Source organism: Psychrobacter sp. WY6 (genome assembly GCF_018448495.1).
Taxonomy (GTDB): domain Bacteria; phylum Pseudomonadota; class Gammaproteobacteria; order Pseudomonadales; family Moraxellaceae; genus Psychrobacter.
Genome location: NZ_CP049902.1, coordinates 1,807,466 through 1,818,835 on the forward strand (window position 1 = coordinate 1,807,466; position 11,370 = coordinate 1,818,835).

Annotated in this window: 18 protein-coding genes and 2 pseudogenes; 19 read left to right on the forward strand and 1 reads right to left on the reverse strand. The window is 45.2% G+C overall.

What is annotated here, in order from left to right:
* Positions 1-16: 16 nt before the first annotated feature.
* The 14 genes and pseudogenes from G7Y90_RS08980 (at position 17) to G7Y90_RS09035 (ending at position 6,601) form a co-directional block, all read left to right on the forward strand.
* The gene (locus G7Y90_RS08980; protein WP_250162199.1) at positions 17-655 is read left to right on the forward strand and encodes an HK97 family phage prohead protease; all 639 of its coding nucleotides are present in this window, start codon (positions 17-19) and stop codon (positions 653-655) included.
* 3 nt (positions 656-658) lie between these two features.
* Complete coding sequence (locus G7Y90_RS08985) at positions 659-1,156, forward strand: hypothetical protein (RefSeq protein ID WP_250162200.1); 498 nt, start codon at positions 659-661, stop codon at positions 1,154-1,156.
* Complete coding sequence (locus tag G7Y90_RS17860; RefSeq protein WP_284143705.1) at positions 1,123-1,452, forward strand: phage major capsid protein; 330 nt, start codon at positions 1,123-1,125, stop codon at positions 1,450-1,452. The genes G7Y90_RS08985 and G7Y90_RS17860 overlap by 34 nt, the downstream gene beginning before the upstream one ends.
* The gene (locus G7Y90_RS17865) at positions 1,449-1,997 is read left to right on the forward strand and encodes a phage major capsid protein (protein WP_284143706.1); all 549 of its coding nucleotides are present in this window, start codon (positions 1,449-1,451) and stop codon (positions 1,995-1,997) included. Before G7Y90_RS17860 ends, G7Y90_RS17865 begins: the two co-directional genes overlap by 4 nt.
* A 113-nt stretch (positions 1,998-2,110) precedes the next feature.
* Positions 2,111-2,299 (forward strand): hypothetical protein, encoded by a 189-nt coding sequence (locus G7Y90_RS08995; RefSeq protein ID WP_250162201.1) that lies wholly within the window; start codon positions 2,111-2,113, stop codon positions 2,297-2,299.
* A gap of 152 nt (positions 2,300-2,451) precedes the next feature.
* Positions 2,452-3,587: pseudogene (locus G7Y90_RS09000) on the forward strand (phage portal protein).
* Positions 3,580-3,873 carry a head-tail connector protein gene (locus G7Y90_RS09005; RefSeq protein WP_250162202.1) on the forward strand — a complete coding sequence of 98 codons (294 nt, stop codon included), beginning with the start codon at positions 3,580-3,582 and terminating at the stop codon, positions 3,871-3,873. Before G7Y90_RS09000 ends, G7Y90_RS09005 begins: the two are co-directional and overlap by 8 nt.
* A gap of 118 nt (positions 3,874-3,991) precedes the next feature.
* Positions 3,992-4,114 carry a hypothetical protein gene (locus tag G7Y90_RS18995; protein ID WP_502937427.1) on the forward strand — a complete coding sequence of 41 codons (123 nt, stop codon included), beginning with the start codon at positions 3,992-3,994 and terminating at the stop codon, positions 4,112-4,114.
* Between the two features lie 17 nt (positions 4,115-4,131).
* Complete coding sequence (locus G7Y90_RS09010) at positions 4,132-4,365, forward strand: hypothetical protein (RefSeq protein WP_250162203.1); 234 nt, start codon at positions 4,132-4,134, stop codon at positions 4,363-4,365.
* Between the two features lie 5 nt (positions 4,366-4,370).
* Positions 4,371-4,726 (forward strand): annotated as a pseudogene (locus G7Y90_RS19000) (phage head closure protein).
* A 177-nt stretch (positions 4,727-4,903) separates the two neighbouring features.
* On the forward strand, positions 4,904-5,326 hold the full coding sequence (locus G7Y90_RS09020; RefSeq protein ID WP_349773330.1) for an HK97-gp10 family putative phage morphogenesis protein: 423 nt from the start codon (positions 4,904-4,906) through the stop codon (positions 5,324-5,326).
* A 76-nt stretch (positions 5,327-5,402) separates the two neighbouring features.
* The gene (locus tag G7Y90_RS09025) at positions 5,403-5,765 is read left to right on the forward strand and encodes a DUF3168 domain-containing protein (protein WP_250162204.1); all 363 of its coding nucleotides are present in this window, start codon (positions 5,403-5,405) and stop codon (positions 5,763-5,765) included.
* A gap of 28 nt (positions 5,766-5,793) precedes the next feature.
* Positions 5,794-6,279 (forward strand): phage tail tube protein, encoded by a 486-nt coding sequence (locus tag G7Y90_RS09030; protein ID WP_250162205.1) that lies wholly within the window; start codon positions 5,794-5,796, stop codon positions 6,277-6,279.
* Positions 6,280-6,355: 76 nt separating this feature from the next.
* On the forward strand, positions 6,356-6,601 hold the full coding sequence (locus G7Y90_RS09035) for a phage tail assembly chaperone family protein, TAC (protein WP_250162206.1): 246 nt from the start codon (positions 6,356-6,358) through the stop codon (positions 6,599-6,601).
* Positions 6,602-6,631: 30 nt separating this feature from the next.
* Here the strand turns inward: G7Y90_RS09035 and G7Y90_RS17875 are convergent, their stop codons facing one another.
* The gene (locus tag G7Y90_RS17875; RefSeq protein ID WP_284143709.1) at positions 6,632-6,766 is read right to left on the reverse strand and encodes a hypothetical protein; all 135 of its coding nucleotides are present in this window, start codon (positions 6,764-6,766) and stop codon (positions 6,632-6,634) included.
* Between the two features lie 284 nt (positions 6,767-7,050).
* Between G7Y90_RS17875 and G7Y90_RS09040 the strand changes: the two genes are divergently transcribed.
* From G7Y90_RS09040 to G7Y90_RS09060, 5 genes are all read left to right on the forward strand, one after another.
* On the forward strand, positions 7,051-7,767 hold the full coding sequence (locus G7Y90_RS09040) for a hypothetical protein (RefSeq protein WP_250162207.1): 717 nt from the start codon (positions 7,051-7,053) through the stop codon (positions 7,765-7,767).
* 249 nt (positions 7,768-8,016) lie between these two features.
* Positions 8,017-9,243, forward strand: coding sequence for a hypothetical protein (locus G7Y90_RS09045; protein WP_250162208.1), 1,227 nt, complete (start codon positions 8,017-8,019; stop codon positions 9,241-9,243).
* Positions 9,219-9,611, forward strand: coding sequence for a transglycosylase SLT domain-containing protein (locus G7Y90_RS17880; RefSeq protein ID WP_284143868.1), 393 nt, complete (start codon positions 9,219-9,221; stop codon positions 9,609-9,611). Before G7Y90_RS09045 ends, G7Y90_RS17880 begins: the two co-directional genes overlap by 25 nt.
* Before the next feature lie 101 nt (positions 9,612-9,712).
* Complete coding sequence (locus tag G7Y90_RS09055) at positions 9,713-10,960, forward strand: hypothetical protein (RefSeq protein ID WP_250162210.1); 1,248 nt, start codon at positions 9,713-9,715, stop codon at positions 10,958-10,960.
* The gene (locus tag G7Y90_RS09060; protein ID WP_250162211.1) at positions 10,957-11,322 is read left to right on the forward strand and encodes a hypothetical protein; all 366 of its coding nucleotides are present in this window, start codon (positions 10,957-10,959) and stop codon (positions 11,320-11,322) included. Before G7Y90_RS09055 ends, G7Y90_RS09060 begins: the two co-directional genes overlap by 4 nt.
* Positions 11,323-11,370 lie beyond the last annotated feature (48 nt).

Below are 11,370 nucleotides of genomic sequence, written 5' to 3' on the forward strand. Positions count from 1 at the left end.
ATAACGAGAAATCAATATGACCAAAGCTTATAGCGTACTCAAGGTCAAAGCGATAACTGAAGATGCGGACACTCGCACTATCACTGGTATTGCATCGACGCCTTCGCAAGACCGTGACAATGATGTGATGGAAATGGAAGGCGCAAGATTTGCTTTGCCTATTCCTTTGCTATGGCAGCACAACCACAACGAGCCTATTGGCGAAGTTACATCGGCAACGGTGACCGCTGAAGGTATCGAGATCGTAGCAACCATTGTCAAGATTGACGAAGAGGGCGCCTTAAAAAGCCGAACCGATGAAGCATGGCAGTCTATCAAGTCGGGTTTGGTTAAGTGCTTATCGATTGGCTTTCGATTGCTTGAGTATAACTACCTTGAAGATAGCTATGGGCTGCACATCAAGGAGTGGGAATGGTACGAGCTGTCCGCTGTGACGGTTCCCGCTAATCCTGATGCCCTGATTACCAGCGTCAAAAAAATCAAACAAGCATTTTCTGATGCTGATAAATCGAAGTCAGAACCTAAAAAAGAGATCGAGACAGCTCCTATTGATTCAGAGTTGACCAAACCTAGTGATTCAAACCCACCACCAGTACGAATCATCACCTTAGTTGACCCTAATCAGGGCAGCGTATCATTACTATCCGGAGAATAAGTTATGTGGGAAAAACAACGTGCGCAGCTACTTGCGACAATCAAATCAAAAAAGGGTCAGCTTAAAAGTCTGATGTCAAAATCTGCGGAAGAAGGCCGCACTACTGATGACGACGAAGAAGCTAAAGTCAAAGCGGTTGAAGATGACATTGCTCGTCTCGAAGCCAACCTTGCTCGTGTCGAAAGCTTTATTGCCGATGTTGCAGTAGCTTCAAACAATGCGACTCCTGCTGCTGGTGAGAGCGAAGAAGAAGCTGGTGCCAGTGCTGAAGGTGAGTCTGAACCTGAGAAAGCCGCCAAAGGCGAAACTTCTGTTAAGCCAAACAATGCCAAAAAGGGTATTGCGTTTGCACAGCTTGCCAAAGCCAAAGCGCTTGCGGTGCTACAACAAAGAAAGGTAATATTTCTTCTCCGCTTGATATCCCACAAGGCATGGACTCACGAGTTATCAAAGCACTTGAGAAAGCAGTGGTTCTTGATACGTCTAACTCTAGCGCTCTGATTGTAGAAAATCAGCTTGCCAATGAGTTCATTGAGTTGCTACGAGCAGAAACTATCGTTGATAAGTTATCGTCCATGATGCGCGTTGCTCCTTTTAATTCTACTATTCCGGGTATGGCCACTGGTTCTGTTGCAGCTTGGGTAGGTGAAGGTGCTGCGAAACCAGCAACCAATCCTACGTTTAACACTGTTGATATTAAGCATCACAAATTGGCTGGTATCGTGGTCCGTACTGATGACTTGCTAAAGCTATCAACGCCTAGCACTGACCAAATGTTTGCTGAACGACTTGGTTGAAGCATCGACCCCCTTTTGATACCACGTTTATGGATGATGAAGCGCAAACAGCAGTACGACCTGCTGGTGTGTTAAATGGTGCTACCAAAGTCACCGCTACAGGTGTGACTGTCGCTGATTATGATGCGGATTTGGCAAACCTAAACAACAACTTCATCACCAATAACCTGTCATTAACTGGTGCTTACTACATCATGAGCGCCACACGCGCTAGCGCGATGGGTCGTTTACGTGACGCATTGGGTAATCCGTACTATCGTGGTATGGCTAATGGCCCTGGTGATAAAACGCTAGATGGATTGCCGGTCATTGAATCTGAAAACGCTGGCGATGTTATTGCATTGGTCAAGCCATCAGAGTTATATCTTGCTGATGATGGTGAAGTTGAAGTTGCATTCAGTGATCAAGCGACTATCGACATGGGTGCCACTACATTGGTTAACCTATGGCAGCAAAATATGACGGCTATTCGTGCTGAGCGTCATACTTGGGCGAAACGTCGCACTATCGCAGCCGCTTACATCGACTACAGCACCTTACCTTAGTCCTTGGCTTTAAAGTTATAGATTGGCTAAAACCCTGACCACTGTGTCGGGGTTTTTTACGAGTGGGTATTGGTGTTCGCTAGTATCTATTCGTAAAAAACAAGAGGCTGATTATGAAAATAAAATATATCAAAGATGCACCCAATGGTGCTGCTGGCATGAGTGATGATGTCAGTGACTTTCATGGCAATATTTTGGTCAAGGCAGGATTTGCCGAAGTTGAACCTGATGCCAGTGAAGCACCTAGAAAAACCAAAGCCAAACCAAAGGCTAAAGCAATCACCAAAACAGATAGCGAGTAACAATTATGGGCATGCTTGATTGGTTTACAGGTAAGAAATCCGCAAGCACCGCCCAACCTGTCAATGGTGGCGATGTTTGGCATACGATACATGAGCCTAGTATGGGTGCATGGCAGCGTAACGAAGAAATTGAAGTGAGCAAAAACGACCAGATGCGCCATCATGCGGTGTTTGCTTGTGTGTCATTGATTACTCGTGACATCGGAAAGCTGAAAATTAAGACCAAAAAAAAGGTTGATGGTGTGATGCAGCCGTGTGATAGCCGCGTCAATTCATTATTAGCGAAGCCAAATGAGTTTCAGAACTGGCAGCAGTTCGCTGAAGCATGGGCGACCAGTAAATCAACCAGTGGCAACACTTATGTTTTAAAGGTTCGCAATATATTTGGTGATGTATGGAAGTTGCACATTCTTAATCCCGAACGCACTAAGCCGTTGGTTGATCCAAACGGTAATGTTTTTTATCAGGTGCGCCGTGACCGTTTGTTTAACTTAGATGAAGATGTGGTGTTTCCTGCATCTGAAATCATCCATGATCGCTTTAATTGCTTTTATCATCCGTTGGTTGGCTTATCACCTATCACTGCTTGCGCACTATCTGCCAGTCAAGGCATTAGTATTCAGCGCAATGCACAGGCGTTCTTTGCTAATGCTTCTCGACCTTCTGGAATATTGGTTGCACCGGGCGCTATTAGTGAATCGACAGGTGCAGAGTTAAAGGCTAACTGGGATAGAAATTACTCAGGCATGGGTAATGGCCGCACAGCGGTGCTAGGCGACGGCATGACTTATGTGCCTATATCGGTGGCTGCTAACGATGCGCAGTTGGTTGAGCAATTGAAGTTATCAGGTGAGATTGTATGCACTGCGTTAGTGTGCCAGCCTTTAAAGTTGGTCTTGCTTCTTTACCAGGCGGTAAAATTAGTGATCACAATGATATTTATTATAGTGACTGCTTGCAGCATTACATTGAGTCAATCGAAACTTTACTCAATCAGCACTTAGACCTTGAGGATGGTGTTGAGGTTGAGTTTGATTTAAAGGCTCTATTACGAATGGATTCGGGTAGCCAGATGGCATACCTGAAAGAAGGTATTGGTAGCTCGATATTATCGCCTAATGAGGCACGGGCTGAGCTTGGCTACAGTCCGGTTGATGGTGGCAATAGCCCAATGATACAGCAGCAGAATTACAGCCTAGCAGCATTGGCGGCGCGTGACGCTACTAATCCACTTGCTGTAGTCGCAGAGCCTACAGCAGCCAATGACGAGGTGGTTACTAATGACTAACTGGGTGACGCTAGAAGAGGCCAAGTATCACTTGCGCTATGACGATGACAGCAACGATATGATGCTTCAAGGTTATATCGCCGCTGCTGAGGCTGCAACCAATCGATACATCACCGAATCCGTGGTTGCTGAAGATACGCCTGATATCAAAGTGGCTGTATTGCTGTTGGTCGGTTACTACGACTACCACCGTAATATGGATAAAGACATGCCATCAGATGGCAATTATTTGCCGCCACCAGTTCGGGCTTTATTATGGCCTTATCGGAAACCATCTGTTAATTAGATGCTATTAACAAGGACAATGTTATGTATGTGTACAGCTTAAAACGCATGATGATCGGCAGAAAAATCGTGCAAAAGGCGAAACCGTTTCTGTTAGCCAAAAAGAAGGTCGTGAGTTAATAGAAAAAGGGTCTGTGGTTAATGTAAAAACGCCTGACCCTGCGGATTTTAAAGCCAAAACCACTAAGAAAAAAACAGTGGCAGCTGCAGATGCGGTCGAGATTGACAACAATGACTTGTAAAGGATGCGAGGCACGCCGTGAGTGGATTAAACAACGAACCGATGAAGCCAGAAAACGAGCAAAGCAGCTTGCCAAGCTTAATAACACTGGTGACCAAACTGGTCGAACAAAATAACGTACTCATTCAGAAGTCCAGTGAAAAAGAGCAAATCATATTACGACTGCTTGATCAGCATGATGAGATATTAAACGAGCTCGTTGAGCAGCAAGACGACGATGACGAAATGGGCTCTCCGTTTTTAGATGGGTGAATGATATGGCAGTCAATGCTGGCGAGTTAAGGCACCGAGTCACAATACAAGTCTACGCGAAAGGTGGTCGTGATGGCGATGGGTATGAGCTGCCATCGGAATGGATCGAATATAAAAAATCTATGCCAAAATTACACCGCTATCTACTAAAGATTTGCTTAGCGCACAAGCTGCAGATTCTGAAATAACTGCTCGAATGAAAGTCCGGTATAGCACTGGCCTTGATATCGACACCACTATGCGCGTTGTTTGGAAAGGCCGGTTATATGCAATAGATAGCCAAGGTCTTGATGATAGCGATAGTGGCTTGGAATATACAACGTTCGCTCTGTCAGGCGGTGTCGAACAATTTAAGGGCTAACTTCATGTCAAAAATATATCAAGGTGAAGACGATTCGATTGTCGTTATAGAGAAAGTGCGCGGCAAGATTTATTTATCAGATGATCTAGATGACAGCATTATTACTATTTGTCCTAAAAGCTGGCCACAAATAAAAGAGACTAGATAAAAAGCTATCCTCTATAAGTGATGGCGATTATGCCAAATGAAATTACTGGTCTTGACGAAGTGCAGGCAAAGTTACGTCAGCTTGGTAATCAACGTAAAGCCAAGAACGCTGCTACTCGCTCATCGCGCAAAGCAATGAACATCGTTAAAAAAGCGGCTGTGGTCAACGCCAAAGCGTTTGATGACAAAGACAGCCCCGAAAAGATTTGGAAAAACATCGTTACTAAGCCCGGTAAAACTAAGGGTGTTGATAATGTTGTGATGAAGGTTGGTGTAAAAGGCGGTGCGAGAAAGTACGGCACTAATGCAGATAATAGACGTGCAAACCGAATAGGTCGAACCTATCAGACGCAGGGCGATAAGAAAAACCCCGGTGGTGATACCTGGTACTGGCGCTTTAAAGAGTTCGGCAGTGCAACCAATAATGCAGAGCTTTTTTGCGACCGGCACTAAACAACAACATGGCCGCGGTGCAAGCTGAATTTACCAGGGCATACAAAGAAGAGCTCGACAAGGAGATTGCCAAGCTATGAGCTTTATACCGATATACCGAGCCTTGGCAGCCAGTGCTGACGTGACCAGCCTTGTTAATATAGAGACACAAGCGTTTGAAGACGTAGCACCGTTTGGCACAGCACCACCTTACATCGTTTGGCAAACCATGTCAGGGCAATCACAAAACCACTTGGATGAACCTGCAAATTTTGACGACACGCAATATCAGGTGATGGTGTACGCCACCAATGCACGCACCGCATATGAGATTCGTGATGCGGTGCGATCAGCACTCGAACAACACTCTTGGATATTGAACCCATCCATTAGTCAGTATGACAGCAAAGCCAAGCTATACGGTCGCGGCTTTGATGCCAACTGGATACTAGCAAGATAAACCACTTTTAATTAATAGGATAAAGCTCATGGCTAAAGTCGAAAGAGGTGTACTATCACAAGGTACGAAAGTATGGATTAAGCATGGCGATACGCCTGAGCTTACTAAAATGATTTGTATCACTAATATCCAAATTGGTGATGATAGTGATAACGACATTGATGATACGTGTCTGGAAGAGGAGGACGTTACCACCTCAGTGGCAGGCCTAACCACTCCCGGTGAAGGGTCAATCTCTATCAACACCGACCCAAAAAACGCTACACACATGACACTATTACAGCTTGCTAGCGAGAAAGCGGTTATTGAAGTGTTCATCGGATGGAGTGACGGCACTGTCGAACCTACGCTAGCAACTGATACGGTGACGTTACCCGAAGGTCGCACATGGACTTCATTCGTAACTCAGCTAAAAGACACTAATCCTACGTTTGAACCCAACGATCTGGTTAAGCACGCGATACCAATGAAGCGGCAATCGAAGGCTATCACCGCGTTTAAAACAACGCCGTAAACGTGCTGTAATCAGCAATTATCGCTAACACTAAGCCTCTTAATTGAGGCTTAACTATTTTTAGAGGATTGGAAAGATGGCAAAGTTAAATCTAGCAGACATTAAGTCAGGCAGTCTTGTCTCGCAAGTTCGTGATGAAACGGTGACGTTCTTTCATAATGGCGAAGAGTGCAGTGTTGATATTCGCATTAAGCAACTGCCGTTCTTTGAAACCGAGGCGCTATTGAAACGTATGCATGATGGCGAAAGTGTGGCATCAGACTGGATTAGTAAGGCGCTGGTCGATGACAAGGGTGAAGTGATGTTTACCAAAAACAGGTAGAAAATAGCTTTGTACAAACACTGGCTTCTGCTACTTTTGATAAAGTATGGGATACTGATAATATAAAAAGGCGATGCAGGCCAAGAGCAAAAAGGCTTCATAGCTGGTGAAAAGGAGCTTCTTTTTGAGCTTGCGCTGGCTGGCATTGGCGGCAATACCATCCATCAAGTTAAATCAAATCTGACCATGCTTGAGATAAACCAATGGGCTGAGTATCGCCGTAGGGGCAGCCTAACATTGGCAGGCGTGTCGAGCAAGCATCGGCAAACATCATCGCAATGAATATATAAAGCGCTTAAGTTGAAGATTTGGGTGGAGCCGCTTGAGTTTTGCCAATAAGATGACGTTGAGGTGGTTTGAAGAGAAGACGCTAATCTTACAAATGTGCTGATTGTTTTGATGATTTATAGTGATATCTTTATTACCGATGAAGATGGTAGGAATAGAGTATGTCGAAACTCATTAATTGTAAAGATTGTGGAAATGTCATTAGTAAAAATGCAGGCGCGTGTCCTAATTGTGGTGCTAAGGTCAAACGAACGTCGTTCCTTACATGGGTTGCTGTAGTATTTATTGGGATTATGGTTTTATCCGTGGTAATGGCTGGGGTGTCTGGTGATAATGTTGGTAGTGAGGCTGCTACCAATAAAGAATTGCCGTCTGATATTCAATCTGCGCCGTCTTCTTCAGTAAATAGCACTAATGAAGAAGTATTGGTTGAAGCACCAGTCACTACAAGTAGCTGGCAGTACGATGAATCCATCGATGAAATGCGTGGGGAATCATCTTATTTTGCGATTAACAAATCAACCAATGCTGTAGATCTAGGGTTTCCATATGGTCAAGATATTGAGCTTAATATAATAATTCGTGATGACGTTCAATATGGCAAGGATGTATTATTTGCTGTTGATAAAGGTCAGTTGTTTTGTACTTATCAAGATTGTTATGTCAGTGCTAAGTTTGATGATGGTCCTGTACGAAAATTGGTTGCTAGCGAGGCTGAGGCTGGTAGTAGCGAGGTTTTATTCTTGGCAAGCGATATTTCCGGCTTTGTTGAGAAGCTAAAAAAATCTGATAGTGTGATGATTGAGGTGAATTTCTACGATCATGGTAAAGAGCAATTTAAATTTAATGTCTCTGGATTAGAGTGGTCTAGGTTTTAGTTTGAAAAACTGACACGGTTCAATATATATGAAGCACTTCCCGCGCCGAAAGCTACCTGCTCAACAACTAAACTGGGCACAGATATGGGTACAAAATTTAATTGATTATAACCATTGGTCATTAGTTGATTCGATACCAACTGGTTATTACGTGTATCTATATTTAGATGATGAATAAAAACGACAAATAATAAAAACCTCACTCAGAAATGATTGAGGTTTTTTTATCTAAAATAAGGACAACCCATCATGGCCACAAATTCCCTTGGCAGACTAACCCTCGACTTGGCAGTGCGCCTAAGTGAGTTCACTGATGGTCTAACACAAGCTGAGCGTGAAGCAAGAGACAGTACAGGCCGCATTAGTGAAACAGTAACCAAAAACATGGGCAGGGCAGCACTTGCGTTTGGCGCAATGGCAGCGACTGGCGCAGCAGCTATCGGCGTGATGGTTAGAGAGCAGATAGAGCTGGGTACTGAGATAACGCGATTATCTCGTATTGCCAACACTGGCGTAGAGGACATGCAAAAACTGGCGATTGCGGCAAGGTCTGTTGGCGTTGAGCAAGACACATTGGGCGATATATACAAAGACACGCAAGACAAAATTGGTGATTTTTTGAGCAGTGGCGGCGGCGCGATGGCTGACTACTTTGAGAATATAGCACCGCTTGTCGGGCAGACGGCAGAGCAGTTTAGAGAGTTATCAGGGCCAGACGCGCTACAGCTCTACTATGACGGACTACAGCAAGCAAATATAAGTCAATCTGAAATGGTGTTTTATCTTGAGGGTATCGCGTCTGATGCCTCCGCACTAATACCGTTGCTGCATGATGCTGGCGCAGGGTTTGACGTATGGGCAACCGCTGCGCAAAACGCAGGCGCTGTCATGGACGCTGAAACCATACGCGCCACGCAAGAGCTTGAGGCCGCCACAGATCTGATGATGATCTCTTATGACGGTGCAAAAAAACAGTTTACTCGTGCGATTATTCCCGTGCTGTCAGACGTGGCAGGGAAGTTGGTCGAGAACGGCAATGCGGCTGATTTTGCGCGTGAAGCGGGTGAGAGCCTAGCTATCGGGCTAAAAGGCGTTGCAAAAGTGGGTGTGGGCGCAGCAGCCGTCTTTGACACCGTGGGCAGCTCGATAGGCGGTGTGGCAGCGACTATTGCAACGCTCATGGACGGCGTAGACCTTTGGGACGGCGGCATAGCAATTGCTATAAAGATGGCTAGAAACCTAAAAGCTGCTGGCGATATAAATCAAATAGTAGATCAGGATATACGCGCAAAAATTGCCAGTTATGGCGATATGATGCACGAGATAGACAAGATAGGCTCTGGCAATACTAATGAGTTTGTATCTACTGTGATGGCGCAGAATGAGGCGCAGAGAGAGTTGGGACGAACGCTTGGGGTAACTGGGCACAGTATCAAGCTCAACAAGAGGCCATCGAAGCCAGAACAAAAGCATTAGAAAAAGCGCAAAAAGTAGCTGGAGAAGTTAAATTAAAACCAAACGCCAAGGCGCTTGCCAATGCAGAGGACTACGGATTCGCAGGTTATGAGGCTCAATATGGTTTGCCACAAGGATTAATGACTGGCATTCATATGCAAGAGTCACACGGGAAAACTAACGCAACTGGTCCAGCTACCAAGTGGGGAACAGCGAAAGGCGGATTTCAACTTATAGATGCCACTGCCAAGAGATTCCAAGTTGATAACGCTTACAACATGGAGCAAGCGACAGAGGGTGCTGCTAAGTATCTGAGCTACTTATACAAACGTTTTGATGGCGACCTTGAAAAACCATTGCGGCATACAACACAGGCGAGGGCAATGTAGATAATAACCCAATGTCTTTAATCTTATCAGACCGATGGGCTAGAAACAAAAAGACAGGTATTGGCCAGACCAAGGAGTACACCAAAAACGTACTTGCTTATATGAAGTCAGCCACGACAGATACAAGTAAATTAGTTTATGACACCGTGTCCAAGCAAGCGCAAGATGCCCAAAAACTGCAAGAAGAAACTTTGAAAAAGCAAGTATCTCTGCTAGAAGGCTATATGACTGGCGAGGAAAAAATCACATATAACCACAAGAAAAAAATAGAAAGCATTGATGCTGCATTTTCTGAAAACGACAAATACAGAAAAATGCTTACTGACTTACAAAATGCTGAGTATCAAAAAGATTTAGCTAACTTCAAATTTGCATCACAAGCCAAAGCGCGTGAACAAGACAAGATGTACCAATCACTTGCCAATAGCATGAAAGCCAACGGTTTGTCTGCTGCTAGCACTGGTCTTGATGCAATGGCTCAGCGCACTATGTCGGCAGAGGGTTATGCAGGGTGGCGGTTTGGTCAAGACAAAGACGAGGCTTATAACTCGATAGATACGGATTACAAAAAACGTCAGGCTGATATTAATGTAGAAGATGAGCGCGGTGAGTTTGCACTACCAGAGCTTGAACGCTTTGAATTACTAGAGGCTGCCAAGCAAGAACACACTGACGCAATGTGGGCGATGGATCAAGAGTATGCGCTCAAGCAGCAAACGCTTGATCAACAAACAGCAGACGCCCGAACAGCTATACAAGCAAATGCTTTTAGCGCTATGACAAGCGTAGCTGCTATGTTCTTTGGTGAAAACTCGAAGATGCAAAGAGTGGCATTTGCCATGGAAAAAGCTTTTGCGGTGCAAAAAGCACTAATGACAGTGAAAACGACTTACTCAAACACTTTTGATGCTTTATCTGCCATTCCTTTGATTGGTCCGTATATTGCTATGCCAGGTGCGGTAGCAGCATCAGCGATACAGATAGCGCAAGCTGCTGGTATCGGTGGAATGGCAGCGCCAAGCGTGTCAGGGATTGCCCACGGTGGTTTGGATTACGTGCCCAAAGAATCTACCTACTTACTCGATAAAGGCGAACGCGTCTTATCACCGCGCCAAAACAAAGACCTAGCTAACTTTATGTCGAACGGTCAAAAATCCAGTGCCGGCAATATCACAATCAACAACAATTCATCTGCTCAAGTGAGTGCGAGCCGAGGACCTAACGGCGAGGTAACTATTGAAATGGTTGACAAGATGATGGACAAGCGATTCCGCAACATCGGTCGCGCCAACTCATTAGAGAGCAAGAGCATACAGCGCGGCACAACAGCAAGGGTGAATCGCCGATGAATAATTTTGCACTCTGTCCATTACAGCGCGGCTACACGCCAGAAGTGGCAAACAATTTATTAGAGCAAGCACTAATGGGCGGTTTCGCGCGTCAGCGCGTGCAGTTTGTCAATAATGTGCACACCGTCACAGCGTCTGTACTGCTCAGTGAGAAAATCAAACAGCAGTACTTTTGGGCATTCTGGCGCAGTCATCAGGAAAATCCACGTCCGTTTCTTTGGCGATTGATGGTCGATGACACTGAGATGACCACTTACACTTGTCAGTTTGTTGCTGGCTCGCTACAGCTTGGTGAGCGTGACGGCAAAGTCTATAGTGTGTCGTTTGGTCTGCGCCTAAAGCCAAACCCGCAAAGACTTTGACCAAACCATCATCGATCTGTGGGAGTCGGGCGACCCACGCGAAATGCT

Bases quoted from the DNA above. Each gene is read 5' to 3' on its own strand.
- G7Y90_RS09030 (WP_250162205.1), top strand. From the start codon at position 5,794: ATGGCTAAAGTCGAAAGAGGTGTACTATCACAAGGTACGAAAGTATGG.
- G7Y90_RS09035 (WP_250162206.1), top strand. From the start codon at position 6,356: ATGGCAAAGTTAAATCTAGCAGACATTAAGTCAGGCAGTCTTGTCTCG.
- G7Y90_RS09040 (WP_250162207.1), top strand. From the start codon at position 7,051: ATGTCGAAACTCATTAATTGTAAAGATTGTGGAAATGTCATTAGTAAA.
- G7Y90_RS17875 (WP_284143709.1), bottom strand. From the start codon at position 6,766: ATGGATGGTATTGCCGCCAATGCCAGCCAGCGCAAGCTCAAAAAGAAG.
- G7Y90_RS09045 (WP_250162208.1), top strand. From the start codon at position 8,017: ATGGCCACAAATTCCCTTGGCAGACTAACCCTCGACTTGGCAGTGCGC.
- G7Y90_RS08980 (WP_250162199.1), top strand. From the start codon at position 17: ATGACCAAAGCTTATAGCGTACTCAAGGTCAAAGCGATAACTGAAGAT.
- G7Y90_RS08995 (WP_250162201.1), top strand. From the start codon at position 2,111: ATGAAAATAAAATATATCAAAGATGCACCCAATGGTGCTGCTGGCATG.
- G7Y90_RS09025 (WP_250162204.1), top strand. From the start codon at position 5,403: ATGAGCTTTATACCGATATACCGAGCCTTGGCAGCCAGTGCTGACGTG.
- G7Y90_RS09005 (WP_250162202.1), top strand. From the start codon at position 3,580: ATGACTAACTGGGTGACGCTAGAAGAGGCCAAGTATCACTTGCGCTAT.
- G7Y90_RS08985 (WP_250162200.1), top strand. From the start codon at position 659: ATGTGGGAAAAACAACGTGCGCAGCTACTTGCGACAATCAAATCAAAA.
- G7Y90_RS09055 (WP_250162210.1), top strand. From the start codon at position 9,713: ATGAAGTCAGCCACGACAGATACAAGTAAATTAGTTTATGACACCGTG.
- G7Y90_RS09060 (WP_250162211.1), top strand. From the start codon at position 10,957: ATGAATAATTTTGCACTCTGTCCATTACAGCGCGGCTACACGCCAGAA.
- G7Y90_RS09020 (WP_349773330.1), top strand. From the start codon at position 4,904: ATGCCAAATGAAATTACTGGTCTTGACGAAGTGCAGGCAAAGTTACGT.